Source organism: Paucibacter sp. Y2R2-4 (genome assembly GCF_025717535.1).
Lineage (GTDB): Bacteria > Pseudomonadota > Gammaproteobacteria > Burkholderiales > Burkholderiaceae_C > Paucibacter_A.
In genome coordinates, this window is the sequence record NZ_JAJIRO010000006.1 from 253,753 (window position 1) to 278,750 (window position 24,998).

At 64.3% G+C, this 24,998-nt stretch carries 21 protein-coding genes; 9 read left to right on the plus strand and 12 right to left on the minus strand.

Annotated elements, in window-relative coordinates:
- Positions 1-14: 14 nt before the first annotated feature.
- The 3 genes from LNV06_RS22105 to LNV06_RS22115 all read right to left on the minus strand — a co-directional run bounded on the left by LNV06_RS22105 (position 15) and on the right by LNV06_RS22115 (position 3,007).
- Positions 15-737: an ABC transporter ATP-binding protein gene (locus LNV06_RS22105; protein ID WP_263540473.1), complete on the minus strand. Its 723-nt coding sequence runs from the start codon at positions 735-737 to the stop codon at positions 15-17.
- A 40-nt stretch (positions 738-777) separates the two neighbouring features.
- The gene (locus tag LNV06_RS22110; RefSeq protein ID WP_263540474.1) at positions 778-2,052 is read right to left on the minus strand and encodes an efflux RND transporter periplasmic adaptor subunit; all 1,275 of its coding nucleotides are present in this window, start codon (positions 2,050-2,052) and stop codon (positions 778-780) included.
- 214 nt (positions 2,053-2,266) lie between these two features.
- Positions 2,267-3,007, minus strand: coding sequence for a YceI family protein (locus LNV06_RS22115; protein ID WP_263540475.1), 741 nt, complete (start codon positions 3,005-3,007; stop codon positions 2,267-2,269).
- A gap of 121 nt (positions 3,008-3,128) precedes the next feature.
- Here LNV06_RS22115 and LNV06_RS22120 point away from each other — a divergent pair, with 121 nt between their 5' ends.
- The 3 genes from LNV06_RS22120 (at position 3,129) to LNV06_RS22130 (ending at position 7,966) form a co-directional block, all read left to right on the plus strand.
- Positions 3,129-3,674 carry an Mpo1 family 2-hydroxy fatty acid dioxygenase gene (locus LNV06_RS22120; RefSeq protein ID WP_263540476.1) on the plus strand — a complete coding sequence of 182 codons (546 nt, stop codon included), beginning with the start codon at positions 3,129-3,131 and terminating at the stop codon, positions 3,672-3,674.
- 49 nt (positions 3,675-3,723) lie between these two features.
- A complete protein-coding gene (locus LNV06_RS22125) occupies positions 3,724-4,752 on the plus strand; it encodes a 2-dehydropantoate 2-reductase (RefSeq protein WP_263540477.1) in 1,029 nt (342 codons plus the stop codon).
- Between the two features lie 238 nt (positions 4,753-4,990).
- A complete protein-coding gene (locus LNV06_RS22130) occupies positions 4,991-7,966 on the plus strand; it encodes an adenosylcobalamin-dependent ribonucleoside-diphosphate reductase (protein WP_263540478.1) in 2,976 nt (991 codons plus the stop codon).
- Positions 7,967-8,019: 53 nt separating this feature from the next.
- Here LNV06_RS22130 and yfiB read toward each other — a convergent pair whose 3' ends face one another.
- The 3 genes from yfiB to yfiR form a co-directional block, all read right to left on the minus strand.
- Entirely contained in the window at positions 8,020-8,487 is a 468-nt protein-coding gene (gene yfiB / locus LNV06_RS22135; protein WP_263540479.1) for an outer membrane lipoprotein YfiB, read from the minus strand.
- Positions 8,488-8,572: 85 nt separating this feature from the next.
- Entirely contained in the window at positions 8,573-9,952 is a 1,380-nt protein-coding gene (locus LNV06_RS22140; RefSeq protein ID WP_263540480.1) for a sensor domain-containing diguanylate cyclase, read from the minus strand.
- A 10-nt stretch (positions 9,953-9,962) separates the two neighbouring features.
- On the minus strand, positions 9,963-10,607 hold the full coding sequence (gene yfiR / locus LNV06_RS22145; protein WP_263540481.1) for a regulatory sequestration protein YfiR: 645 nt from the start codon (positions 10,605-10,607) through the stop codon (positions 9,963-9,965).
- Positions 10,608-10,906: 299 nt separating this feature from the next.
- Between yfiR and LNV06_RS22150 the strand changes: the two genes are divergently transcribed.
- Both LNV06_RS22150 and LNV06_RS22155 read left to right on the plus strand, forming a co-directional pair.
- Complete coding sequence (locus tag LNV06_RS22150; protein WP_263540482.1) at positions 10,907-11,485, plus strand: EcsC family protein; 579 nt, start codon at positions 10,907-10,909, stop codon at positions 11,483-11,485.
- A gap of 104 nt (positions 11,486-11,589) precedes the next feature.
- On the plus strand, positions 11,590-12,126 hold the full coding sequence (locus LNV06_RS22155) for a 3'-5' exonuclease (protein WP_263540483.1): 537 nt from the start codon (positions 11,590-11,592) through the stop codon (positions 12,124-12,126).
- A gap of 16 nt (positions 12,127-12,142) precedes the next feature.
- Here the strand turns inward: LNV06_RS22155 and LNV06_RS22160 are convergent, their stop codons facing one another.
- Entirely contained in the window at positions 12,143-14,770 is a 2,628-nt protein-coding gene (locus LNV06_RS22160; protein WP_263540484.1) for a diguanylate cyclase domain-containing protein, read from the minus strand.
- A gap of 103 nt (positions 14,771-14,873) precedes the next feature.
- On the opposite strand from LNV06_RS22160, the gene LNV06_RS22165 reads away from it, so the two are divergent.
- The gene (locus tag LNV06_RS22165) at positions 14,874-15,314 is read left to right on the plus strand and encodes a universal stress protein (RefSeq protein ID WP_263540485.1); all 441 of its coding nucleotides are present in this window, start codon (positions 14,874-14,876) and stop codon (positions 15,312-15,314) included.
- A gap of 51 nt (positions 15,315-15,365) precedes the next feature.
- Here LNV06_RS22165 and LNV06_RS22170 read toward each other — a convergent pair whose 3' ends face one another.
- Positions 15,366-16,592, minus strand: a complete 1,227-nt coding sequence (locus LNV06_RS22170) for an SO2930 family diheme c-type cytochrome (protein WP_263540486.1) — start codon at positions 16,590-16,592, stop codon at positions 15,366-15,368.
- A 36-nt stretch (positions 16,593-16,628) separates the two neighbouring features.
- Positions 16,629-18,026 carry a parallel beta-helix domain-containing protein gene (locus LNV06_RS22175; RefSeq protein WP_263540487.1) on the minus strand — a complete coding sequence of 466 codons (1,398 nt, stop codon included), beginning with the start codon at positions 18,024-18,026 and terminating at the stop codon, positions 16,629-16,631.
- 223 nt (positions 18,027-18,249) lie between these two features.
- On the opposite strand from LNV06_RS22175, the gene LNV06_RS22180 reads away from it, so the two are divergent.
- The 3 genes from LNV06_RS22180 (at position 18,250) to LNV06_RS22190 (ending at position 21,746) form a co-directional block, all read left to right on the plus strand.
- Complete coding sequence (locus LNV06_RS22180) at positions 18,250-18,996, plus strand: TetR/AcrR family transcriptional regulator (protein WP_263540488.1); 747 nt, start codon at positions 18,250-18,252, stop codon at positions 18,994-18,996.
- Positions 18,997-19,014: 18 nt separating this feature from the next.
- A complete protein-coding gene (locus LNV06_RS22185) occupies positions 19,015-20,385 on the plus strand; it encodes an NRAMP family divalent metal transporter (protein ID WP_263540489.1) in 1,371 nt (456 codons plus the stop codon).
- Between the two features lie 116 nt (positions 20,386-20,501).
- Positions 20,502-21,746 carry a benzoate/H(+) symporter BenE family transporter gene (locus tag LNV06_RS22190; RefSeq protein ID WP_263540490.1) on the plus strand — a complete coding sequence of 415 codons (1,245 nt, stop codon included), beginning with the start codon at positions 20,502-20,504 and terminating at the stop codon, positions 21,744-21,746.
- Here the strand turns inward: LNV06_RS22190 and LNV06_RS22195 are convergent.
- The 3 genes from LNV06_RS22195 to LNV06_RS22205 are packed head-to-tail and all read right to left on the minus strand — an operon-like array spanning position 21,701 to position 24,872.
- Positions 21,701-23,134 (minus strand): aminotransferase-like domain-containing protein, encoded by a 1,434-nt coding sequence (locus LNV06_RS22195; RefSeq protein WP_263540491.1) that lies wholly within the window; start codon positions 23,132-23,134, stop codon positions 21,701-21,703. The two genes, LNV06_RS22190 and LNV06_RS22195, sit on opposite strands and share 46 nt — an antisense overlap.
- Complete coding sequence (locus tag LNV06_RS22200) at positions 23,131-23,346, minus strand: cysteine-rich CWC family protein (RefSeq protein WP_263540492.1); 216 nt, start codon at positions 23,344-23,346, stop codon at positions 23,131-23,133. The genes LNV06_RS22195 and LNV06_RS22200 overlap by 4 nt, the downstream gene beginning before the upstream one ends.
- Entirely contained in the window at positions 23,343-24,872 is a 1,530-nt protein-coding gene (locus tag LNV06_RS22205; protein WP_263540493.1) for a malonate--CoA ligase, read from the minus strand. Before LNV06_RS22205 ends, LNV06_RS22200 begins: the two co-directional genes overlap by 4 nt.
- Between the last annotated feature and the right edge of the window lie 126 nt (positions 24,873-24,998).

The window sequence follows — 24,998 nt, forward strand, 5'->3', positions numbered from 1 at the left end:
CAAGCCGAGCTTTCTCAATCGACCCGGGCGCGCTGGCCCTGGAACAAGGCCGGGTCTAGCGCCAACTCGGCGGCGATGTCGACCACCTGGCCGTCGATCACATGCACATTGCGCTGCGCGCGTGCGGCCAGCTGCGGGTCGTGGGTGACCATCACGATGGTGGCGCCGTCGCGGTGCAGCTCTTCCAGCAGCTCCATCACGCTGCGGGCCATCTGACTGTCGAGATTGCCGGTGGGCTCGTCGGCCAGCAGCAGCTTGGGTTCGCCGGCCAGGGCGCGGGCAATGGCCACGCGTTGCTGCTGTCCACCGGACAGCTCGGCCGGGTAATGCTTGGCGCGGGCCGACAGGCCGACCCGAGCTAGCGCGTCCGAGGCGCGCTTCTTGCGCTCGGCTGCTCCCATGCCGCGATAGCGCAGTGGCACTTCGATATTGTCCAGAACGTTCAGGTCCGGGATCAGATTGAAGGCCTGAAAGACAAAGCCAATTTTCTGATTTCGGATCTTGGAGCGGGCATCGTCATTCATGCGGCTGACGTCCACGCCGTCCAACTCGTAGCTGCCGCTGCTGAAGGCTTCCAGCAAACCGGCGATGGTCAGAAACGTGGTCTTGCCGGAGCCCGAGGGCCCGGTGACGGCGACGAACTCGCCTTGTTTCACTTCGAGGTGAAAGTCGCGCAAGGCATAGGTCTCGACCATTTCGGTGCGGTAGACCTTGGCCAGGGATTTCATCTTCAACATGGTGTGTGGCTCCTGTGAAAGGGAATGGAGTAGCGGGCGCTCAGCGGCTGATGCTGGCGCGCTGCGCGTCTTTGAAGTTGTCGGCGCCCGAGATGACGACTTGTTCGCCGGCCTTCAGGCCTTCGAGCACCTCGACCTTGGCCAGGCTTTGCAGTCCTAAGCGAATGGGCCGTTTCTCGGCCTGATCGCCTTGCAGCACATAGGCAAAGTGGCCGCCGCCTTCTTCGACAAAGCTGCCGCGCGGCAGCGTCAGCACCTTGTCGCGGTGGTCCAGCAGCATGCGTACCGAGAGACGCTGGTTCTGCCTCAGCTGCTCAGGCTGCTTGCCCTCGAAGCGCAGGCGTGCTGCCACTTCGCCACTCACAACTTCGGGTGAGACGGAACTGAGCAGGCCCTTCCAGCGCTGGTCGCTGCCGCCGCTGATCTCGCCGCCCATATTCGGCTGCAGCTCACGCGCCAGGCTCTCGGCCACCTGAATCTGCACCTCCAGCGCCGACAGGTCCACCACCGACAGCAGCTTGGCGTCCTTGGCCACGCTGGCGCGGTCGCTGACAAAGAGCTGGCCGACTTGGCCGTCCACCGGCGAGCGCAGATTCAATTCGTCCAGTTGACGCTCCACATCCTTCACGACCAATGCTTGGCGCTCGAAAGCCTGGCGCTTGGCCTGCAGCTCAAACTTGACGGCATCGTCCTTCAGCCCCAGCAGCTCGCGTGCCTGCTTCAAGGCTACCTGCGCCTTGGCCAGGGTGTCGCGCGCCTGGTCCACTTGCGCGGCCGCCGTGGCGCCGGCTTTGAAGGCCTGGGTTTGGCGGGCCAACTCGTTCTCGGCTGCTTTGTGGCTGATGCTGGCGGTGTCCAACTGGCTTTGGTCTTGGGCGCGTTGCTGGCGTGAGTCGGCCTGGGCGCGCAGCCATTCGCTTTGCAAGGCATCGGCGTTGGCGCGCTCCTGACCCAGTCGCGCCGTCAGCTCCGGGCTGGCAATCTTGAGCAAGACCTGACCCCGCTTCACCTGATCGCCGGCCTGCACGCTCAAGGCGACCGTGCCGGCGTTGCCGGCGTACAGCGTCGGGCTGTTGGCCGCAACCACCCGGCCTTCGGCGGCGATATCGCGCGTCAGCGGGCCGAGCTCCACCGTCCCGAGAGAGAGCCGGGCCAGGCTGACCGAGGCGCCGCCGCCGAGTTGCTTGAAGAGTTGCTGCCCGCCATAGCCCAGCAGGGCGAGGCTGGCCAGAGCCAAGGCCGCGAGGCTCAAGCGGCGCCGGCGCCCGGAGCTGGGGGCCAAGATTTGGTCCTGGGCGGAGGTGTCTCGAATCATGGTGTCGCTTGGCTTTCCTTGTTGGGTGCAAAGGCGCTTGTGGCGGCCTTGGCTCTCAAGAATGCAAGCGGCGTGCCAAGTGAGATCAGCCCTGCCACGCCTTGTAAATCAAGGGCTTAGCGTGGCTTTCGCTTGGGCCTGAGTGTCCGCGGACAGGGGGCGGACAGTGGGTGGACAGCGCCGGACACGGCCCGCCACGAGTGGACAGCATGCTTCAGCGCTTGGCGACGATGTCGAACTCGATCAGCAATTCATCCTGCACCGCCAGCAAGCCACCCGCCACCGAGAAGGGCTGCAAGCCAAAGTCGCTTTGTCGCAGCACCAGGGCGCCGCGTGCTTGCAAGCGCTCCGCCTGCACTTCCGCGTGCAGGGCCAGCCATTGCTGACGCCTTTGCCCGTGCAACTCGATCTCCAGCAACACGGCCAGCTTGGGCGCCGCCCCGCGGATGCTCAGCGAGCGCAGGCGCACCCGTGGATAGGCCTCGGCTTGCAGGCCGGCCGCGCCCAGCATATTGCTGCGCGTGGCGGCAATCGCCTCGGCCGACAAAGTCGAAGCCCAGCCCGGCCCGAGGGCAGCGCGGGAGGTCGGCTCGTCCAAGACCAATTCATCGAGGCGGAAGGCCAACTCAAAGGCGGCCCCGTCAAGGGCTTGCTCCGGCGTTGATGGGGCAAAGACCAAGCCTTGCAGAGCCGGCACGCTCAGCACATGGTTGTGGCCCAGCCGCGCGGCCCGCCCGCCGCGAAAGACATGGATGCGAACCGCTGAGGCGGCCGCGTCAATCGTCAGCAGGCGCTCTTGTTGATCTTGGGCCTGTTGCCGCATGGCGCCAAAGTCCGCTGGCCAGGGGCTGGCCGGCTCTGCCTCTCTCGACTTTTGGGGGGCGCTTGCGCAGGCAGCCAAGATCGGCAAGGAGACCAGCAAGAGCAAGAGCCGCCGTGTGCGCAAAGAGGTCATCCGCATCCTTGTTGTCGGGAAATGAGCCACAGAATATGTCTCAATTTTGACAGCCAGGGCCTGCCGTGCTGAACTAGCATGAAGCAGGCAAAACAATCGCCTCTATCCAACGGAGACTCGCATGGCCGCCAGCCCTTTTCGTTCCGCCATTGATTTGATGGCTCAATACGCCAGCTATCACCGCGACCGGCGCAATATCGCTACCCACTTTGTCGGCATCCCCTTGATCGTCTTTGCCATCGGCATATTGCTGGCGCGTGCCGAGCTCAGCCTCGGTGGGGTGTCGCTGACGGCGGCTTGGCTGCTCTGGGGCTTGAGCACTGTTTGGTATCTCACCCGTGGGAATTTGGTCTTAGGACTGGCTGTCAGCCTGGTCAATGGCGTCTTGATGGCGCTGGCCGAACCGCTGGCCGCCGGCAGCCAGAGCAGCTGGTTGAGTTGGGGCATTGGCAGCTTTGTTCTGGGCTGGGTGATCCAGTTCATCGGTCATTACTACGAGGGCAAGAAGCCGGCCTTTGTGGATGATCTGGTGGGGCTTTTGGTCGGGCCGATGTTTGTCGTCGGCGAGGCCTTGTTCTCGCTGGGCTGGGGGCGTGACTTGCTGGGCGAGATCGAACGTCGCGCCGGCCCCACCCACCTGCGCGATCTGGCACATCCGGCCGCTTGAAGGCCGGCGCTGAAGCCGGCGGCCGGGCTCGGGTCTTGCTGAGGTCTCCATGGCGGCATTGACCGTCCTGGTGATGGGCGCCGGCTCGGTCGGCTGCTATCTCGGTGGTGCCCTGGCCGCCGCAGGCCTGCAAGTCCATTTCGTAGGGCGGCCGAGGGTGCTGGACGCCTTGCGCGCCGAGGGCCTGCGTTCGAGCGACCTGGAGGGGCGTCAGCAGCATCTGCCCGTAACGGGCTTGTATCTGCATGAGGCCCTGCCGGCCGAGCTGCGGCCCGACATCACCTTGCTGTGCGTGAAGAGCGGCGCCACCGCCGAGGCGGCCGCGCTGCTGGGGGCGGCCTTGCCTGCTGCAAGCTTGGTGCTGTCCATGCAGAACGGCATCGCTAACGCAGAACATGGGCGGCAAGCGGCGCCGCAGCTGGACTGGCGTGCCGGCATGGTGCCCTTCAATGTGGCCGAGTTGGGGCCGGGGCGCTTTCACCGGGGCACTCAAGGGGCGCTGGTCGTACAAGGGCAGAGCCGCGAGCCGCTTTTGTTGGCGCTGCAGCAGGCTTGGGCGAGCCAGGGTTTGGCCCTGGACTTGCTCGCTGACCCACTAGATATGCGGGCTTTGCAGTGGGGCAAGCTCCTGCTCAATTTGAACAATCCGGTCAATGCCTTGTCCGGGCAGGCCTTGCGGGCGGAGCTTTTGCAGCGCGGCTACCGGCGCTGCCTGGCGGCTTTGCAGCAGGAGGCCTTGGACTTGCTGCAGGTCGCGGGCATCCGGCCGGCGAAGCTGACGCCATTGCCGCCGCGCCTCGTGCCCCGCTTGTTGCGCTTGCCGACGCCGCTTTTTCGTCTGCTGGCGGCACGCATGTTGAAGATCGATGCTCAGGCCCGTTCCAGCATGGCGGATGACCTGGCTTTGGGTCGTGTGACCGAGATCGAGGCCCTGTGCGGCGAGGTGCTTCGCCTGGCCGCGCATGTGGGCCGTTCGGCACCGCTGAATGCCCGCATGCTGGCCTTGATAAAGGCCTGGCCGCAGCGCCAAAACCCCTATGGCCCTGCGGAATTGTGGGTCGCTCTAACACAGGCTTGAGTCTGGTTTTTGTCAGGGCTGAAAGATCTTTTTTTGCAGCCAAGTTTGACCGGGTTTTGTTCCCAGCCGGCTCGCCCTCTTGAGGCCTATCTCGTGAGTGGCTGCTCACAATCGGAGCGTCTGAAAAGGCTTTGTGAGGGGTGACCCTGAGCCCCGCCTGACCCAGGTTAAGCTGCGCTCGCTAAGATGCCAGCACCATCGCGCACCGACCCAGATTCAGCCTTTTGCGGAGACCTGCATGACCTCGCCCAGCCCTGCCAAGAACGCATCCGAACCTGCCTTGCAAGGGGATATTTTCAGCAGCCCCAGCCCGCGTGTGGCGCTCGCGCCGGCCTCGGCTTTGCCGGCTCAAGAAATCAGCGCCGAAGTGCTGCTGGAGAAGTACGCCAAGGGCGAAGAACAAACGCTGGATGAGTTGCGTCAACGCATTGCCCGCGCCTTGGCTCAGGCCGAAGCGCCGGAGGCTCGCGCCGAATGGGAAGCGCGCTTTCTGGACGCCCAGCGGCGCGGTTTTGTGCCGGCCGGCCGCATCAATTCGGCCGCAGGCACCGAGTTGACGGCCACGCTGATCAACTGCTTTGTGCAGCCGGTGGGCGACTCCATCGCTTCGGATGAAGATGGCCACCCCGGCATCTACACCGCCTTGACCGAGGCGGCCGAGACCATGCGGCGCGGCGGCGGTGTGGGCTATGACTTCTCGCGCATTCGCCCGCGTGGCGCTTGGGTCGGCTCGACGCAGAGCAGCGCCTCGGGCCCGGTCAGCTATATGCGCGTGTTTGACCGCAGCTGCGAAACGGTGGAGAGCGCCGGCAGCCGGCGTGGCGCGCAAATGGGCGTGCTGCGCTGCGATCACCCGGATGTGGAGGAGTTCATCCACGCCAAGGACAAGGGCGACTTAAAGAACTTCAATATCTCGGTGGGCGTGACCGATGCCTTTATGCATGCGGTGGAAGCTGACGCTGAGATTGAGCTGACTCACAAGGCCGAGCCCGGCCAGAAGCAGCGCGCCGCCGGCGCCTACCAGCGCGGCGATGGTTTGTGGGTGTACCGCAAGCTGCGCGCTCGCGAGCTCTGGGATCAGGTCATGCGTTCCACCTATGACCATGCCGAGCCGGGTGTGCTCTTCCTGGACCGCATCAACGCCGACAACAATCTTTATTACTGCGAGGCGATTGCCGCCACCAACCCCTGCGCCGAGCAGCCGCTGCCGCCCTATGGCTGCTGCTGCCTGGGCTCGGTCAATCTGACCACCTTTGTGCGCGACCCCTTCGGCCCGAACGCCAGCTTCGATGAAGAGGGCTATTCCGAGGTCTGCCGCGTCGCTACCCGCATGCTGGACAACGTGCTCGATGTGACCCCTTGGCCGCTGCCTGCGCAGCAGCAAGAGGCGCGCAACAAGCGCCGTGTGGGCTTGGGCTTTACCGGCCTGGGCGACACCTTGGTGATGCTGAACCAGCGCTATGACACCGAAGCCGCGCGCGATGTGGCGCGCCGTTTGAGCGAAGTGATGCGCAACGCGGCCTATGAGGCTTCGGCCGATCTGGCTGTTGAGCGCGGCGCTTTCCCGCTCTTCAATGCCGACCTTTATTTGTCCGGTGGCAACTTTGCCTCGCGCCTGCCGCAGGGTTTGAAGGACAAGATTCGCGTGCAGGGCTTGCGCAACTCGCATCTGCTGTCGATTGCGCCCACCGGCACCATCAGCCTGGCTTTTGCCGACAACGCCTCCAACGGTATTGAGCCCGCCTTCAGCTGGAGCTACACCCGCAAGAAGCGCATGGCCGATGGCAGCTACAAGGAGTACGCGGTCGAGGACCATGCTTGGCGCTTGTATCGCCATATGTTCGGCACGGATACGGCATTGACGCCTGCATTCGTCACCGCGCTGGAGTTGAGCGCGGCCGACCATGCGGCCATGGTGGCGGCGGTGGCTCCTTTTGTGGACACCTCGATCTCCAAGACCGTCAATGTGCCGGCCGACTATTTGTACGAGGACTTCCAAGACCTCTACACCCAGGCTTGGAAGAGCGGACTGAAGGGCCTGGCCACCTATCGGCCCAACAGCATTCTGGGTTCGGTGCTGAGCGTGGAGCCGGCTGCGGTGCAAAAGCCTGAGCCGCTCAAGCCGGTGCCGGCGGACGGCAGCAACCAGCGCATGTTGGTGTCGCGCCTGCCGAACGCGGTGCTGGCCTCGCTGCGCTGGCCCAGCCGCCCCGAGTTGCCCGGCGGCAACCCGGCCTGGAGCTACATGATTCGTCACCCGCACGGCGACTTTGCGCTCTTCGTCGGCGAGTTGCCGGCGGTGGGGCCGGATGCAGGCTTGTTCGGCAAGAACCTGCCCTTTGAAGTCTGGGTCAATGGCGCCGAGCAGCCGCGCGGCCTGGCCGCCGTGGCCAAGACCTTGTCCATGGATTTGCGCAGCAATGATGCGGCCTGGCTGCGCTTGAAGCTCGATGCCTTGGCCACTGTGGCCGAAGAGCGGGCCTTTGAGATGCCCATGCCTCCGGGCGGTGAACAGCGCCTCTTCCCCGGCGTGGTGGCCGCCACGGCGGCCGTCATTCGCTGGCGCTGTGAGCAACTCGGTGCGCTGTCCGAGGGCGGCGCCACGCCGGTGATTGACGCCATGTTCAGCCGCGAAGAGCCGCGCACCAGCACCATGGGTACCTTGGCCTGGGCGGTGGACGTGGACAACCCGGCCACCAACGAGCAATTCACACTGACCCTGAAAGAGGTCAGCTTGCCTACGCCGGACGGCGGCTTTGTGACTCGTCCTTGCGCCATGGGTTTTTCGGGCAACTACCCCAAGGCCCTGGACGGCATGGCGCGTTTGCTGAGCCTGGACATGCGGGTGATGGACCCGGCTTGGATCGGCATGAAGCTGCGCAAGCTGCTCAATGTGGGCGAGCCGCTCGGCCACTTCATGGCACCGGTGCCGACGCTCAGCGGCGAGCGTCGCCAGCAGATTTGGCCGTCGACTGTGGCCTATGTGGCGCGCTTGATCATCCATCGCTATGCCATGCTGGGCATCTTGGACGAGCAGGGCCTGCCGCTGGTGGAGATGGGCTTGTTGCAAGCGCCGGTGACCCGCGCCCAGACCGGGGCTGCCGTGCCTGCCATGGCCGGCAAGCCCTGCCCGGAATGCGGCAACAGCACCATGATTCACAAAGACGGCTGCGACTTCTGCACCGCTTGTGGTTATGTGGGGCAGTGCGGCTAAGGCCTGGGTGCGTTGAACCAACGGCCTTGCATCGCGCAAGGCCGTTTGTTTTTTCAGTCCGCCATGGCGATCAAAACGACGCGCCGGTTTTGGGCGCGGCCGGCCTCGCTGGCGTTGTCGGCGATCGGTTTTTCGCGCCCAAAGCCCAGGATCTTCAGCGCTGAGGCGGGCCAGCCCGCGCTCTGCAGCGCTTGAGCGACGGCATTGGCGCGGCGCTGCGAGAGTTGCTTGTTGTAAGCGGCCTCGCCGAGCGCATCGCTGTGGCCTTCGATGCGCAGACTGGGCACTTCCAGCTCTCGCAGCTGCTGGCCCAGCTCGCTCAGTTGCTTCAGTTGCGCTTGCTGCAAACGGTCAGAGTCAAAGCTGAAGAGCAGGCTGGTGGCCAAATTCAGCGTCCACTCCTCGCCGTTTTGAACAAAGCCCAGGCTTTTGAGCGCCTGGGCTTGATGCTCACTCCATGTGCTTTTCTTTGGGCTTGCCGCGGCAGTTGCCGGCGCAGCCGGGGTTTGGCATGCGCTCAACAACGGCAACAAAGGGGCCAGCAGGCACGCCGCCGTGAGCGAGGTGCTGAGCTTTCGCCGCTGGTGCTGACAAAGCTTGGGGTGATCAGCTGGGGAGACGCTTGGGCGCAGGGTCGGTTTCAAGTTCACTCCTGGTAGTCGAGGGGGCCGCGTTGGTGCCCGTTGCGGGCGAGCGGCTGGCCCGCTTGTGCTCATACATATCCAGGTCGGCCGCCTTCATCAGTTCGGTACTCGTGCGGCCATGCTCGGGGTAGACGGCCAGGCCGACGCTGATGCCGGGGATCACCGTCAAGCCGTTGGGCAGATGCACCACTTCGGCCACGGCAGTGCGCAAGTGCTCTGCAATTTGTTGGGCGGTGCTGCCGGGGTAGCGGCCCTTGACCAGCACCACAAACTCATCGCCGCCGAGGCGTCCGACCAGATCCTCGGCTCTGACGCTGCGTCGCAGGCGCTGGGCCAGGGCAATCAAGACGCAGTCGCCGGCTTCATGGCCATGGGCGTCGTTGATTTCTTTGAAATGGTCGGCGTCGACAAAGTAGAGCAAGAAGCCGCCGTCCTCGCGCTGGGCTTGTTCCAGTTGGCGAGCCAGCATGGCTTCGAAATGGGCGCGACTGGCCACGCCGGTCAGGCTGTCGCGACTGGCTTGGTCGTTCAGCCTGGCGTGGGCATGGCGCAGCGCATCATGTTCGCTGAGCAAGCGCAGCTGGTGGGCGCTGAGGTCTTGCAGCAGCGCATCAAAGTCGCTGCTCAGCTGGTCCAGCTCCACGACACCGGCGCGGGGCGCAGGCAAAGGTGCCCGACCGGCAGGTCGAACTTGGCGCATCAGCTGGGTGTGCTCGGCCAAGGCTTGCAAAGGCATGGCCAAGCGATCGGCAAAGCGCCGCGAAATTTGCATGACCGCCAAACCGGACAAGACCATGGCCAGCAGCACACCACCGGCAATCCAGGCCAGCAATTGCAGCATGGCACTGGCATCGGCCTGCAGTTGCACCATGGCCAAGACGCGACCTTGAGCTTGCACCGGGACCTCGGCCCTGACCGGCCAAAGCGCTTCGGCCGCAGCGCCCCAGCCTTGCTCGGAACCGGGCTTGCGGTAGGCGGCAAAGTCCTGCGCCGGACCGGAGTCTCGCAAGCTGGCCGCGCCCAGATGAACGCGTGCGGCGGATACCGGCTCATGGCGCAGCAGGTCTTGCAGCAAACTCTCCACCGCCTCGCGGTCTTGGAACATGACGGCGGCTTCGACCGAATAGGCCAGCGAGCGTGCCTGCAACTCCAGATTGCGGACCGTGGACAGGTGCAACATCAAACTCGCAGCGGCCGCCAGCACCAAGCCCACGCTCAGCACCGAGAACAGACCGATGCGCCAAGTGGCCGCCCGCATCAGCGCAAGCAAAGTGGTGGGGGCTGGCGAGACAAAGGCTCCGGACTTGCCGGGGCGCTTGGGGTGGGGGCGAAGGCTGACCATATTCGCCTCTTTAGACCTTGCGCTGCGTGGGCTTGGCCAGGCGCAAGACCTGGGGATGCACGCGCAGACCACTGCGCGCGACGGCATCCAAATTGACTTCAAAGCGGGTTCGCCCTTCAACAGCATCGAGGCAGAACATGCCGCCATCGCTGCAAAACTCGGGGCCCCGGCCCAGCGTCAACACGGCTTGATGGGCCAAGCTGCGCAGCACAGTACGCAAGCTCTCGGCATTCCATCCGTCCAGAAACACCGCGTGGCAATAGGCGGGCAAGGGCTGATTGGCCTCGATCAGGCTGATCTCCAGCGTACGGCCGTCATGCAGGGCTTGGACTTGGCGCGCGATGTCTTGCGCGTCGGGGGCACTGCGGCTGATGCACAAACCCAGTGGCTGAGGACGTTGTGGCCAGGCGGTGTAGCTGATGATGCCTTGCAGGATGGCGCCGGTGGGCAGCGCCGATTGGGCAACGACAGGCAAGGCCTGCGCCAGCGCCGACTTGGGCACCAAGCCCCAGGCCGTGCTCAACAGCAAGCACACAGCGAGTGCATGGCGCAGTCCTTGCCGCTTTGCCGGACTTTGCGCGCCTTGCAGCGCCCGTCCCTGCAGCGGGTGCAGCGCGGTGACGGCTTGGGGCCAGGCGACAAAGGCAATGGGCATTCAGATTCCAAATACAGTGCCCCGATCGCTTCAGCCATGGAACTCGAAGTTGACGCATGGAAGTCAGCGTGGGCGTTTCAGTATAGGCATGGCCTTGACGCCGACCTTGCCGACCGGCGCCGCTTACCCCCCATGAATGCGGGGCAGGTTGCGAGGAGGCGACAGCGCGTGAGTTCGGGGGTCTGCTGCTCGCGCGCTATCCTTGCCGCATGTCCAGCCCGCGCAAACCCACTTCTTCAGCATCCGATTCTTCTGGGGGCTCCTCGTCCTTGGTGCCTGTGGGAGCTTTGAGTTCCGAAATGTCAGAGCGCATGGGGAAGGCCTTGCTGGGCTTGATCGGCAGCCGCCCAGAGTCCAAAGCCACGGCGCGCCCAAGCCTTTCTCTGGCGGCCCAGGCGGCCCAGGCGGCCGCGGCGGATGCGGCCAAGAAAGCAGCGATGGCGGCGGGCGCCTTCGCATTGCCGCCCGGACCCTTGGGCTGGTTGACCATCGTGCCGGAGATGGCTGCGGTCTGGCGCATTCAGTCGCAGTTGGTGGCGGATATCGCGGCGCTGTACGGCCGAACCGCCGAGCTCGGCCAGGCGCAGATGTTGTATTGCTTGTTCCGCCACACGGCGGCGCAGGCGGTGCGTGACTTGGCGGTGCGGGTGGGTGAGCGCATGCTGGTGCGACCAGCCACCACGGCCTTGATGCAAAGAGTGGTGGGCGCCGTGGGCATGCAGCTGAGTCAAAAAGTCTTGAGCAAAAGCGTGTCGCGCTGGGTGCCCATGGTCGGCGCGGCCGCGGTCAGCGCCTATGCCTATTACGATACCCAGCAGGTGGCCAAAGCGGCAATCGAGATGTTTGAGCGTGAACAGATCATCGAAAACCCTGGCTAACAGGTCGCGTATCTGGGCTTGTCGGCTCTTGTGCGGCGCTTACAGACGCTTACACTCGGGCTGACCCTCAACCCGTCGCCTGCTTGTCCACCACGCATCTCCCCATGACGCCGCCCACCATTCTTGATGTCGAAGCCTCGGGCTTTGGGCGCGGCAGTTATCCGATCGAGATTGGCTTTGTCGAGTCCGGCGGCGCCGCCTTTTGCTGCTTGATTCAGCCCGAGCCCGATTGGCAACATTGGGACAGCTCGGCCGAAGCCTTGCACGGCATCAGCCGCGAGATCCTCATGCGTCACGGCAAGCCGCCGGCTTGGGTGGCTGAGCAGATCAACCGACGTCTGGCGGGGCAAACCGTTTACTGCGACGCCTGGGGCCATGACTATCCCTGGCTCTGCCGCTTGTTTGATGCGGTCGATATGAGCCCGAGCTTCAAGCTGGCCGATATGCGCTCCTTGCTCAATGAGAACGAGGTGGAGTGCTGGCATCCGGTGTTGGATCAGGTGCGCTCAGAAATGCAGTTACGTCGCCACCGCGCCAGCAGTGATGCCATGGTGCTGCAGCTGGCGCTGATGCGGGTCAAGCAGCTGCATCAGCAGCAACAAGGCCAACAACAAGTTCAGCAATTGCGCGGCGCAGCCTGAGGGCGGCGTCTTCGGCTTAGGCCTCGGGCAAACTGCCGCGAGCGCAGCTGCGACCGGCGCGCTTGGCTTCATACAGCTTGGCATCGGCCACCTCGACCATGGCCTCCAATTCGGCCTCACTGCCGGCGCGCACGCAAAAGCCCACGCTGATGCCGATATGCAGTTCCAAGGTGTCGATCATGAAGGGCAGGCCGATGGCATGCACGATCTTGTGGGCCACCACGGCCGCGTCTTCGGCTTGGTGAATCGTCGGCAAGAAGACTGCAAACTCATCGCCACCGAGGCGTGCCACCAAGTCTTGGGGACGCAGCACATTGCGCAGGCGCAAAGCCACCGCGCGCAGCAAGGCATCGCCGACTGGGTGGCCAAATTGGTCATTCACCGGCTTGAACTTGTCCAAGTCCAGATACAGCAAAGCCACCGGCAGCCCGCTCTGGCGAGCTTGCTGCAGGCTGGTTTGCACATGATCTGCAAAACCGGCGCGATTCAACAAACCGGTCAAGGGGCAGCTCATGGAGGCGTCGCGCAGGCGTTGCTCTTCGCGCTTGGCGCTGCTGATGTCGCGGGCAATGCAGATGGCCCCTTCCACGGCCGCACCGGCGGTGCGCAAGGGGGCGTATTGCAGGTCGAAGACTGTGGTTTCGCCACGTTCGCCGTAGTCCAACTCCAGGCCCAGGCTTTCGCCAGCCAGGGCCCGCAGCAAGGCGGGTTGGCGCCGGGCGTACTCTTGCTCGCCCAGAAATTCGCGCAAAGGCCGACCGGTCCAAGCTTCCGCCTCGATTTGGAAGCGACGCAGATAGGCTTGGTTGACGAACAAGAGCCGTTCGTCCAGATCGACCACCGAGATCAGCGCTTCCGAGGTGTGGGCAATGGCGGCCAGCAAGGCCTCGCTGCGCTGGCGCTCGCGCTGGTGTTGCAATTCGCTGCTGATGTCGCGCAGGATCACCGACAGGCTGGCGCTGGCGTCCGCACTGCCGCTGCTGCTAGAGCCACGATGGCGTAAGACCGTGCATTCGCAGACCATGGTTTGGCCTTGGCCGTCGATCAGCGTGCGCCGGCCTTGCCACTGGGCAGACTCTTGGGTGCTGTGCAGCACCTCTTGGCGGAAGTCATGCAGGGTTTCGGCGTTCAAAAAGCGCCGCAGGTCCAGCGAGCCCAGGTCGGCATCCTTGGCCACGCCCAGGCGCTGCCGCGCTGCCGGATTGAGGTAGACCATATGGCCTTGCCGATCGAATTGGGCCACGTACTCGGGTGTGAGGTCCAAGATGTCGCTGAGCGCGCGCACCGCGCGCTGCTGCTCGGCCAGTTCGGTGATGTCTTCCACCGTGCCTACTTGGCCCAGGAAGCGGCCGTCCACCCGCAGCGGTGCGGTGCGCACCGACAAGAGCCGGCTGACACCGTCGCGCCGCGTGATGCGACCCACCGTCCTGAAAGGCTCCGCCTTGGCAATCAGTTCCTGCCATTTGGCCTTGGCGGCCTCACGCTTTTCTGGGCTCACGACTTGCAGCCATCCCCAGGCCTTCTCCTCCGCTTGGAGGGTTTGCAGATTCAAATAGGTTTGATTGCTGTAGATGACCTGGCCTTGCGCATCGCAGCGGAACAGGCCCAACGGTGAGGCGTCAGACGCGGCGATCTGCAGCGCCTTCTCGACGCGGGCGCGTTTCAGCAAGCGGGCCAGCATCCAGGTCAAGGCCAAGGCGGCGGCGCTGACCAAGCTGCTGAACAAGAGCACCACGCGTCGCTGCTGGAAGTACTCAGTCAGGCTGGCACCTTCGGCTTCTGAAATCAAGAGCTTGGCGCCATAGCCCTCCAGGGCTCGAAAGGCGCCGATGCGGCGGACGCCATCGCTGGCCAGGCCATCGGTGACGAACCAACCTTCGGGGCCATTGAAGGCTTCGCGGCGCCCTGGTTTCGCGTTGGCAAACACATCCCGGCCGACGAAATTGGGCAGCGCGGGCACCCGCGACAGTGCCAGTCCATCGCCGCGCAGCAAGGCTACCGCACCGTCCTGTCCATGGGCAAAGAGCTGATGCATCTGCCCCAGGCGGTCCAGGTCAATCAAGGCCAGGGCAATTTGCAAACCCTCGGCCGGAGCGCTCAAGCGCATGGCGATGGGCAAGACCATGGGCAGGCCTTCGCGCAGCCGGAAGGGCACGCCAATCGTCACACCCTCTGTCGAGGGGCGCGTCATCAGCTCGAACAACTCTTGCCCGGCAATGCTGGCATAGGGCTGGCCATTGATCGAAGGGATACGGTAGACCTGGGCTTGCCGGTCGACCAGCATGATGTCCACCAAGCCGCGTGAACCATCGCGCAAGGTCTCGGCCAGTTGCGCCAGGGACACGTCCTGCAAGGGGGCGTTGCGTCCACGGGTGAGCAGCCAGAGGTCGACGGTGCGCAGGCCGTCTTCGGCATGATGCAAGACCGTCTCGGTCTGCACCGTGGCGGTTTGGGTGTCGCTGGCCAACTCCTGGCGCTTGGCATTGAGCAGCGCTTCTGGGTAGACCCAGATAAACCAGGCGACAAAGCTCCACAGCAGCAAAAGCACCAGACCGATGGCCGCAAACGGGCCCAGGGTCTCATAGCGGCCTTGCTTGGCGAAAAAACTGGCTTCGTTGGAGGGAGGCAGTGGAGTCGGGTTCATTCGATATCGGTCAGCGCCGGCTGTCTCTGCTTTGACTTGGGGCAAGTCGTGCACCCGCGCTGCCATGGATGATCATCCCAAATTTCATGGCCAGGAGTCCCCGATGTTCACAAAAATTCTTTTGCCCACCGATGGGTCTGAAACCGCAGCGCGGGCGCTGCAAGTGGCCATGGATCTGGCTGGCCGGTACCAGGCGCAGTTGGAGATTGTCAGCGTGGTTGATCCCTTGCCCTTCGTCTACTTTGCGGACGGTGGCGGCGGGGCCGAAGCCATGGCCTGCTACCAAGACGCCGCCGAGGCCGCGGCCAAGCAAGGCATTGCCCAGGCGGAAGCGGGTGCGCGGGCCGCTGGTTTGCCCTTCTCAAGCCATGTCTTGCGCGAGCATGGGCCGGCTCAGGCGATCTGTGAGCATGCGCTGAGCAGCGGCAGCCAGTTGATCGTGATGGGCTCGCATGGCCGACGCGGCATGGATGCGGTACTGCTGGGTAGCGTGGCGCAAAAAGTGCTGACTCTGGCCAAAGTGCCGGTCCTGGTCGTGAAATGAGAAAAAGCCAGTCAGGTGCTCACCCGACTGGCTTTGATGAGGGCTTGGCGATCAGAGGCAGGCCGGCAGCTTGAGGCTGTTGATCCAGTCCTTGACGACGCTATTGGCTTCCTCATGGTTGAGGTGGCGGCCGATGGCGGGCATCACATCGCCGGTCGTGGTGTGGCTCATGCGGTAGAGCAGCAAGGACACATCGGCCTGGCCGGGCTCAATGCCGTAGAGGTAGGGCGCACCGGGGCCGCCATAGGCCAGCGGTTTTTTGCACACGCCCCATTGCACCGTGGAGGCGGTGGTCTGGCCTACGCTGTTGAAGTCCAGCATCAAGCCACTTTGGAAGGCCGCGCCGCGTGAGCTGTGGCAATGCGCGCAGTTGACATCCAGATAGGCTTTGGCGCGCGCTTCCAGCGTTTGGCCGCTGTCGCGCCAGTCGGCATTGACCGGCGCTGCGGCCAAGCCGGTGAAGCCACTCAAGAGCTTGAGCTCATCCAGATTGACCAGTTGGTTCTTGCTGACACCGGCGCTGTACTCATAACTCTTGTTCAGATTGCGCGCCTTGGGGCCAATCGGCAGGATGCCGGCGCCGCCGGCGGTGGCGGTGGAGTGGCATTGCTGGCAGCTTTGTGCCGTCGGCACGCTGTAGGTGAACTTTTGGTTCGGAGCACCGGCGCTGACCAATTCCATCGCCACATCTTTGCCGCCGACCTTGAGTTGCGCGTCCTTCTGGTCGGCGTCCCACACATAGGGCAGGCCCGACCACGTGCCGTCCGGCTGCAAGACCAAGATGCGGGTTTCGATCAAGACATTGCTGGCCAAATCGAGGCTGCTGCCCTGGGCCTTGCCGCTTTGCTTGGCGACGCCCAGATTGGCCGCATCGCTGGGCGTGGCTTTGGGGTAGTAGAAAGTTTTGGTGATGACCGAGCCGATGGGGAATTCCAGCGTGCCATCGGCCTTGTAGGCGATCTGCTTGCCGGGCGGCACATAGATCGAGCGCAGCTTGCTGGAGTAGTCAGAGAACAGGGCCGAGTTCAGGTCATAAGGCACCAGGCCGGCGTTCAAGCTGAGCGTCTTGCCGTCATTGATCAGCAGGCGCCACTCGGACAGTTTCTTCGGCGCGGTGCTTTGCTCAAAGACCTGGGGCTTGCTGCTGGCGGCAGCTTCTTCGGTGTTGCTGCTGCTACCGCCGCAGGCGGCCAATAGGGCACTGGCGCTGATACTGAGGCTGAGGCTCAAGATCCATTGCAGGGCGATGGGGCGGCGTAGGGTCGATGGGCTGTTCATGATGGGGTCTCCTCGAGGTCCTCGGATGTGCAGAGATCAGGGCTTGCCTGTGACGGTGGGCAGCGTGATCGTGCAGTTCATGCGCTCCGGGAAGGGGAAGTTAGGCGCCGCCGACAGGCCTTGCAGCAAGGCCAGCAAGTCGAGGTCGATGGTTTCGTACGAGATCAGGCCGGGCAGATTCGGCGTGTCGAGCGTGTTGCCGCCGGCGCAGATCTTTTGGTTGCCGCTGTAGTTGCCGCCCTGGCCTTGGCTGCCGGTGCTGCCGGTGGCGGGGTCGACGATGCCGTCCCAGACCACGGCGGGGAGCTTCTCCGGCATCAGATTGGATTTCAGGTTAGTGAACAGGCCGCTGACCACCTGGCCCAGACCGGCGGGGTCGGCGAAAGCGCCACCCGGCTTGCTGCCGAAGTTGGTGATGATGTTGCCGCGCGCCTGGTAGCCGCGCAGATAGGGGTCGTAGACCTTGGGGTCGAAGTAAATGCCGGTGGCCTGGAAGCTCACCGCCAGCAAGGCGGTGGTCTGGTGGTCGCTGATGATGTTGTTGCTGACCTCGGTGTTTTGTGAGGCCAGCACCATGATGCCGGTGCCGGGCGGCACCGAACGCACAAAACCGGTGGCGTTGTCGGCGATGGCCTGGTTGTTGGAGCGCACCTGGTTGTCGCGCACCACGGTGTTGATATTGTCTTTGAAGCGATAGGTGCCGGGCAGGGCGAAGACCAAGATGCCGCCCGAGTTGTCGTGCACATTGTTTTTCTCGACGACGGCGTTTTGCGAGTTCTCGATCTCAATCCCGGCGACGTTGTAATAGACCTCATTGCCCGAGACGGTGATGTTCTTGGACTGGCCCACATAGATGCCCGCATCACGGGTGCCAATGGCCTTGCTGTTGACGATGGTGACGTTGTCCGAGGCCACCGGGTAGAGGCCGTAAGCCATGCGCGAGGTGTGCACGGGGTCGGTGGTCCACTCCGCACGCACCCGGTCCATCAACACATCGGTGGAGTCGGCCACCAGAATGGCGTCGCCCACCGCGTCTTCCACCGCGAAGCCGCGCAAGGTGATGCCTTTGACGAAGCGCGCCTCGAAGCCATTTCCCTCGCTGGCGTTTTTGAAGGACAAGATGGTGTCCTTGGCGGGGTCACTGCCGTTGCCCGTGCCCTCCACGGTGATCTTGTTGACGTTCAACTTCAGCGGCTTCTTGAACACATAGCGGCCGCTGGGCAGCGAAATGGTCTGGCCTGCGCGGGCCTGGAACAAGATGGTGTTCAGGTCCTCGTCGTTCATTTCGGCCGCCGTCACCACGCGGATCTCCGAGGGCGCGGTCACAGTCGGCCCGGGCGCGGGGTTGTCATTGCCGCCGCAAGACACCAGGCTGAGCAGCGCCACGAGCGCGCCCAGGGCTTTCAGCCGGTAGGGAGGAAGGGTTCGATGCATCGTTGTGTCTCCTGGCTTGAGTCCACGAGTCGGGCAAGTCGCGCTTGCCCGTGGCTCAGCCTTTTGGTTTAAAAGCTAGTGAATACTATGTATACATGAATAGAAGATGAACAGGGGGTTTCGCTAATATGGAAAGCCCTGTACGACCGCTCGCGGCGCAACATCCCGCAGTGCTTTTGATTCAGTGCATGCCGCTGACTTGTGGCCGGGCTAGACTGGCTTCATGAACAGAGTTGAAGAGCGCTTGTTGGATGCCGGCAAAGAGGCCGAGGGTCCACAAGCCCCGCCACCGGTTTTGGAGCCGAAGAAGCAGCCGACGCAAAAGCGTGCCCAAGAAACCTATGAACGCATCCTCGGCGCTTGCGCCGAACTGTTGGGGGAAGTGGGGATCGAGCGGCTCTCCACCAATCTGATCTGCCAGCGTCTGGCGATCTCGCCGCCGGCGCTCTACCAATACTTCCCGAACAAATACGCCATCCTGCATGAGTTGGGCCAGCGCCTGATGCAAGTGCAAAACGAGTTGTTGATGCCCTGGGCCCTGCCCGAAACCATGGCACTGCCCGAGGCCGAGTTCGCGGCCAGCGTGGCCGATCTCTTCATGCAGACCTTGCTGATCACCGAGCAGATGCCGGCCGGCGTTTGGGTCACGCGTGCCCTGCGTGCGGTGCCGTCTTTGCAAGAGGTGCGCAACCGTTCGCATGATGGGGTCACCGACTTGCTTTTGCAGCCTTTTTTGCAAGCCTGGCCGCAGGCCGAGCCGGCGCAAGCGCGGCTGACCATTCGTTTGGCCATTGACGCGCTCTACGCCGCGCAAGAACTGCTTTTTGATGACCCCAGCCTGGACCCACAAGCCGTCGCTCGCACCATGGCTGAGATGGTCAGTGGGCAGATGATGCGGCTGCGAGTTTCAGCGCCCGCGCCGCGCAAGGCCGCGCCCAAGCCTAAGCCCAAGGCCCGGGCGCGCACTTAGTGCTCAGACGCTGAATCGATGCCAGCCCACCACAAGGCCCACCGGGTTCAGCAAGCCCATCAAGCCGCATCTCAGCGCCGTCAGCGGGTTGGCGCACCACCGCATGCGCTGGCTCATCACCGGCGCGGCATCGGCCAACGCTTTGAGCGCTTCCGCCAGGCCGGCGCTGGCGCGTTTGCTGCTTTTCTGGCGGTCCTGGGGCCGGGACTGTTGGCGGGGCTGTCGGATGATGATCCGGCCGGCATCACCACCTACTCTGTTTTGGGGGCGGACTTCGGCTACCGCCTGCTCTGGATCGTGCCCGCGTCCACGCTCTTGCTGGTGCAGTTCCATTTGCTGGCGGTGCGGATTGGCGCCGTCACCGGCCTGGGTTTTGTCGGCGCTATTCGGCTGCGCTGGGGCAAGCTTGTGGGCTATTTGGCCGTCTTGGGCCTGCTGTTCGCCAACTTCGGCACCATCTGCGCCGAGTACGCCGGCATTGCTGCTGCGGGCTCGCTGATCGGCGTTCCGAACTGGCTGAGTACACCGATCGCGGCGGTTTTGATCTCGCTGCTGGTGGTGCTGGGTTCCTTCCACCGTGTCGAACGGGTCTTGTTGCTGATCTCCTCGACGCTGGCGCTCTACATCATTGACGGCATTCTGGCCGCCCCCGACTGGGGCTTGGTCTGGCATCACTCGCTCGTGCCGCATCTGCCCGACAGCCCGGCCGGCTGGGTGGTGATTGCCGCCACCTTGGGCACGACCCTGGCGCCTTGGGGGCTGGCCTTCATCCAGTCTTATGCGGTGGACAAGAAAATCAGCGTGGCTCAGCTGCGTTGGGAGCGGGTCGATGTGGTGATTGGTTCGGTCTTGACCGGGGTGATTGGTCTGGCCATCGCGGTGGCTTGTGCGGCCACCTTGCACCGCGCCGGCGTGCATATCCAAGACGCGCGCGATGCCGCTGCCGCGCTGCAGCCGCTGGCCGTTCAGTTCGCCACCGTGCTCTTCGGTGCTGGGCTTTTGGGCGCCTCGCTGCTGGCAGCGGCCATCGTGCCTTTGGCCACGGCTTATTCAATCGCCGAGGGCGTCGGCGCGCCGGCCTCGCTGGATCTGGACTCGCGCCACTTCCAATGGTTTTACGCCGCCTTTGTCGGTCTCACGGTGGCCGCCGCTGCTGTGGTCTCGCTGCCAGGCCTGCCCTTGATTCCGCTGATCTACAGCAGCCAGGTCGTCAACGCAGTGTTGCTACCGCTGCATGTGATCGCGCTGCAATTGCTGGCGCGGGATGTGCGGGTGATGGGCGAGGCGCGCAGCGGCCGTTGGGCCGCCATGGCCGGTTGGGTCAGTGTGGCCTTGATCATCGCCTGTGTGGCGGCCTTGGCGGCGAGCGAAGCGGGGCTTTTGCGTTGATGCGCTTAGCCCGACTGTGCTGCAGCACAGTTGCGGCGCCGACATCCTGCGTCACTGTGCTGGTCCTGTTGCGCATCGCGCTCCAGCCCTAGTCTCGAGGCTCAACAGGAGCCGCGATGTCGAACAAACCCATATCCGCAAGAGCCAGCCGCCTGGCCGGCTACTCACCTGCGCTTATTAACGGCCTGATTGCCGTGCTGATTTCCTATGCCGGGCCGCTGGTGATCGTGCTGCAGGCCGCGCAGGCGGCGCATCTGAGTGCAGCGCAAACGGCGTCATGGATCTGGGCCATCAGCATCGGCAGTGGTCTGTCGGGCCTGCTGCTCAGCTGGCGGCTTCGCATGCCGGTGATCACCGCCTGGTCGACGCCGGGCGCGGCGCTCTTGTTGGTGGCCCTGCCGAACCTGCCTTTTGCCGAAGCGGTCGGGGCCTTCATCATGGCCAATGGCCTGATCGCGCTGCTGGCCTTCAGCGGTTTGTTTGACCGCTGGATGGATTGGCTGCCCAAGCCGCTGGCGGCCGCCATGTTGGCCGGCATTCTGCTGCGTTTCGGGCTCAATGTGTTCAATGGGATGCAGGGCCAGCCTGTCTTGGTGGGCCTGATGTTTGGCGTCTACATCCTGGCGCGGCGCCTGCAGCCGCGCTATGCGGTGGTCTGGGTCTTGGGTGTCGGACTCAGCTTGTGCGCCGCGCAAGGGCAGCTGCAGCTGGCAGACCTGAGCCTGCATCTGGCCACGCCGCTGCCGGTCTGGCCGCGCTTCACGGTCGATGCGTTTTTGAATTTGGCCCTGCCGCTGGCCCTGGTCACGCTCAGCGGTCAGCATGTGCCTGGTTTGGCCGTGCTGCGCAGTGAAGGTTACGCCCCGCCGGCCAAAGCCCTGGTCGGGGGCACCGCGCTGGTGTCGCTGTTGCTCGCACCCTTTGGCGCCCATGCGATCAACCCGGCCGCCATCACCGCCGCCATCTGCACCGGCCCGCAATCGCATGCCGATCCGAGTCGCCGTTATGTGGCGGGTCTGGCCTGTGGAGTTTTCTATCTGCTGATCGGCAGCTTCGGAGCCACGCTGGCGCAGTTGTTTGCGGCCCTGCCGCCGGCCTTGATTGCCGCCCTGGCGGGGCTTGCCTTGCTGGCGGCGATTGCCGGTGGGCTCAGCGGCGCTATGGCCGAGCCGACGCAGCGCGAGGCGGCCCTGGTGACGCTGCTGGCCACCGCCTCGGGCCTGTCTCTGCTGGGCCTGTCAGCGGCGTTTTGGGGCCTGGCTCTGGGCTTGCTGACCCATGCGGTGATGGCCTGGCGGGGTCCACAGCGACCCGGTCAGTTGGCTGCGCCCACCAATTCCGCCAGCCGCGCCAAGGCCTGATCAAGCTCGGCATCAAAGGGCCGGCCGATGTTCAGCCGCAGGTAATGGGCATGCCGGCCCTGGCTGGAGAACACCGTGCCGGGGCTGAAGGCCAGACCCAAGGGCAGGGCACGGTCCAGCAGGGCGACGCTGTCGACGCCGCGGGGCAGTCCCACCCAGAGCAGCATGCCGCCGCTCGGCGGCACGATGTCGACCGCGGCGCCGAAATGGCGATGCAGGGCCTGCAAGTACTGCCGGGCACTCTCGGCCAGCGCCCGGCGCAGCCGCTGCAATTGGGCCTCGTACTGGCCATCGCGGATGAACTCGGCCAGCGCGCGCTGCATCAGAACGCCGCCCCCGAGGCTGGCGCTCAACTTCAGGCTGCGCAAGCGCTTGGCGTGAGGCCGGCTCAGGCACCAGCCAATCTGAAAGCTGGGGCCTAGGGTCTTGGAGACCGAGGCGCAGAGGATGACTTGCTCATGGCGGTCCCAGGCCTTCAGCGGGCGCGGCCGGGCGCTGCCAAAGTGCAGATCGCCAAAGATGTCGTCCTCGATGATGGTCAGCTTGTGCGCCGCAGCGACCTTCAGCAAGCGGCGCTTGGCTTCGTCCGGCATCAAGGCCCCGGTCGGGTTTTGGTAGTTGGGCGAGACGATCAGGCAGCGGATCTCGGGCCAATCCTGCAGAGCCTGGTCAACCGCCTCCGGGCTCAGCCCACCCTCGGCCGGGCAGGGCAGCTCTACCGGCAGCAGGCCCAAGGTGGCCAGCGTTTGATGCAGACCAAAGTACACCGGGCTTTCCACCAGCACCTTGTCGCCCGGCTGAGTCAGCGCTCGCAGGGCCAGGCTGAGGGCCTCGGTGGCGCCTTGGGTGATCAGCAAGTCATCGGCCGAGGCCTGCACATCCAGCGCGGCGTAGCGCTCGCACAAGGCTTCGCGCAGCATCGCCACCCCGGCCAGCGGGGCGCTTTCGGCCAAGAGTTCGGGTGCGCGCTTCAGCAGGCGGCCGACTTGGCGCGCCATCGCTTCGGTAGGCAGCAGGCTGGCGGCTGGCCCGGCCATTTGCAGCGAGACCGGCAGTGGCTGTTCGGCCAGTTGCATCAAGCTCAGCATGCGCTCACGTTGGTGGCGCAGTTGGTCCAGGTCGGGCAGGCAGGCTTTGGCCGGCTCGGAGGCACCACCCGGATCGGCCGGCTCCGTCACAAAGAAACCCGACTGAGGCCGCACCTTTACCCGCCCCTCATCGAGCAAGCACTCCAAGGCGCGCTTGGCCGTGGCCATGCTGACGCCATGGGCGAGGCAGATGTCGCGCAGCGAGGGCAGGCGCTCACCGGCCGCCCATTCGCCCTGATGGATGCGCAGGCTCAGGTCTTGCGCCAGGGCTTGGTAACGCAGCACTGGCCTGCCTTTCATCGGCCCGACTCGCCCTCGGCTTGCGCAAGGCTCTTCAGGCAGGCAATGCACAAGCAGCTGCTGTACTGCGCCGCCAATTGTTGGCGCAAGGCGGGGCTCAACTGCAGGTCAAAGCAGTCGCAATGCGCGTCGGCTGCGCCGCAATGAAAGCTGCCGCCGCAGCGTGGGCAGCGGTCGTCCAGCACTGGTTTCAAGGCCGAAGAGTCATTCATGCGAACAAGCTCCGGTGCTGCTCGCGCAACAAGTTTTTTTGCACCTTGCCCATGGCATTGCGCGGCAACTCGCTCACCACAAAGATGTGCTTGGGCACTTTGAAGCCGGCGATCTGGCGTTTCAGCGTGGCTATCAGAGCGGCGCCGTCCACCTGTGCACCCGCTTGGGCCACCAGCACGGCTACCACCGTCTCGCCAAAATCTGGGTGCGGCACGCCGACCACGGCCGACTCGGCCACGCCCTCCATCTCGTTCAAAAAGGACTCAATTTCGGCCGGGTAGACATTGAATCCGCCGGAGATGATCAGGTCCTTGCTTCGTCCAACGATGGTGAGGTAATTCTGCGCATCGAAACGACCCACATCGCCGGTTTTGAACCAGCCGTCGGCGGTGAACTCTTCCTGCGTTTTCTCGGGCATGCGCCAGTAGCCGGCAAAAACATTGGGCCCGCGCACCTGCACATGGCCGATCTCGTCGCTGGCGCAGGGCTTGCCTTCGTCGTCGACGACACGGATCTCCACGCCGGGCAGGGCCGGGCCCACGGTACCGCCGATGCGTTCGCCGTCCAGCGCGCGGCAGGGGTTGGAGCTGAGCATCAGCGTCTCGCTCATGCCGTAGCGCTCCAGAATGGTGTGGCCCGTGCGGGTCTGCCAGTCGCTGAAGGTGTCGATCAGCAAAGGCGCCGAGCCGCTGATGAACAAGCGCATGTGCTGGCAGGCCTCGTGCGTCAGCGCCGCTTCGTTGAGCATACGCACATACAGCGTAGGCACGCCCATGAAGACGCTGGCCTCGGCCAAGCGACGGATCACCGCCCGCGGCTCGAACTTGGCGAACCAGATCATCTTGGCGCCGGCCAAGAGCGCGCCATGGGAGGCGACAAAGAGCCCGTGCACATGAAAGATGGGCAGGGCATGGATCAGCACATCGTCGCTGCGCCAAGCCCAGAAGTCCTTCAGCATCTGCGCATTGCTGAGCAGATTGCGGTGGCTCAGCATCGCGCCCTTGCTGCGCCCGGTGGTGCCGCTGGTGTAGAGAATGGCGGCCAAATCGTCCGGGGCCTTTTCCGCCACGGTGTGCTGGTCACTCATCTGCGCGGCGCGGTCCAAGAGGCTGCCGCTGCGGTCTTCGTTGAGCGTGAACACATAGCTTGTGCCCGCCAGAAAGGCGAGCTTGGAGACCCAGCCGAAATGCTGGCCTGAGCAAACGAGCACGGCAGGCTCGGCGTTCTCAATGAAGTAGCTCAGCTCGGCCGCCTGGTAGGCGGGGTTCAGCGGCAGATAGACATAACCGGCTCGCAGCACGGCCAGGTAGAGCATCAGGGCTTCGACGCTCTTCTCGGTCTGCGCGGCAATACGGCTGCCGGGCGGCAGATCCAGCGAGACCAGCAGATTGGCCAGCATGGCGGTGCCGCGTTCCAGGTCGCGCCAGCTGTAGCGCAACTCTGCGCCGTCTGCGCATTCGATGGCGCAGGCGTCCAGATCTTGGGGGAAGGCCGATTGCAGGGCGGCAAAGAGATTGGCGTTCATGGCAGGAAGCGAAGGGTGATCTGTGCTTTGGCAATGGGTTTCAGCCCCGATTGTGTCTCCAAGCGTGGGGGAGCCAAGATGCTGACTTCGGGATTCAGCGGTGCGCGCTTTACTGGGGCGCTGCTA

Excerpts from the sequence above, each read along its gene's own strand:
- LNV06_RS22105 (WP_263540473.1), bottom strand. The coding sequence starts at position 737 with ATGTTGAAGATGAAATCCCTGGCCAAGGTCTACCGCACCGAAATGGTC.
- LNV06_RS22110 (WP_263540474.1), bottom strand. The coding sequence starts at position 2,052 with ATGATTCGAGACACCTCCGCCCAGGACCAAATCTTGGCCCCCAGCTCC.
- LNV06_RS22115 (WP_263540475.1), bottom strand. The coding sequence starts at position 3,007 with ATGACCTCTTTGCGCACACGGCGGCTCTTGCTCTTGCTGGTCTCCTTG.
- LNV06_RS22120 (WP_263540476.1), top strand. The coding sequence starts at position 3,129 with ATGGCCGCCAGCCCTTTTCGTTCCGCCATTGATTTGATGGCTCAATAC.
- LNV06_RS22125 (WP_263540477.1), top strand. The coding sequence starts at position 3,724 with ATGGCGGCATTGACCGTCCTGGTGATGGGCGCCGGCTCGGTCGGCTGC.
- LNV06_RS22130 (WP_263540478.1), top strand. The coding sequence starts at position 4,991 with ATGACCTCGCCCAGCCCTGCCAAGAACGCATCCGAACCTGCCTTGCAA.
- LNV06_RS22140 (WP_263540480.1), bottom strand. The coding sequence starts at position 9,952 with ATGGTCAGCCTTCGCCCCCACCCCAAGCGCCCCGGCAAGTCCGGAGCC.
- yfiR (WP_263540481.1), bottom strand. The coding sequence starts at position 10,607 with ATGCCCATTGCCTTTGTCGCCTGGCCCCAAGCCGTCACCGCGCTGCAC.
- LNV06_RS22150 (WP_263540482.1), top strand. The coding sequence starts at position 10,907 with ATGTCAGAGCGCATGGGGAAGGCCTTGCTGGGCTTGATCGGCAGCCGC.
- LNV06_RS22155 (WP_263540483.1), top strand. The coding sequence starts at position 11,590 with ATGACGCCGCCCACCATTCTTGATGTCGAAGCCTCGGGCTTTGGGCGC.
- LNV06_RS22160 (WP_263540484.1), bottom strand. The coding sequence starts at position 14,770 with ATGAACCCGACTCCACTGCCTCCCTCCAACGAAGCCAGTTTTTTCGCC.
- LNV06_RS22165 (WP_263540485.1), top strand. The coding sequence starts at position 14,874 with ATGTTCACAAAAATTCTTTTGCCCACCGATGGGTCTGAAACCGCAGCG.
- LNV06_RS22170 (WP_263540486.1), bottom strand. The coding sequence starts at position 16,592 with ATGAACAGCCCATCGACCCTACGCCGCCCCATCGCCCTGCAATGGATC.
- LNV06_RS22175 (WP_263540487.1), bottom strand. The coding sequence starts at position 18,026 with ATGCATCGAACCCTTCCTCCCTACCGGCTGAAAGCCCTGGGCGCGCTC.
- LNV06_RS22180 (WP_263540488.1), top strand. The coding sequence starts at position 18,250 with ATGAACAGAGTTGAAGAGCGCTTGTTGGATGCCGGCAAAGAGGCCGAG.
- LNV06_RS22185 (WP_263540489.1), top strand. The coding sequence starts at position 19,015 with ATGCCAGCCCACCACAAGGCCCACCGGGTTCAGCAAGCCCATCAAGCC.
- LNV06_RS22190 (WP_263540490.1), top strand. The coding sequence starts at position 20,502 with ATGTCGAACAAACCCATATCCGCAAGAGCCAGCCGCCTGGCCGGCTAC.
- LNV06_RS22195 (WP_263540491.1), bottom strand. The coding sequence starts at position 23,134 with ATGAAAGGCAGGCCAGTGCTGCGTTACCAAGCCCTGGCGCAAGACCTG.
- LNV06_RS22200 (WP_263540492.1), bottom strand. The coding sequence starts at position 23,346 with ATGAATGACTCTTCGGCCTTGAAACCAGTGCTGGACGACCGCTGCCCA.
- LNV06_RS22205 (WP_263540493.1), bottom strand. The coding sequence starts at position 24,872 with ATGAACGCCAATCTCTTTGCCGCCCTGCAATCGGCCTTCCCCCAAGAT.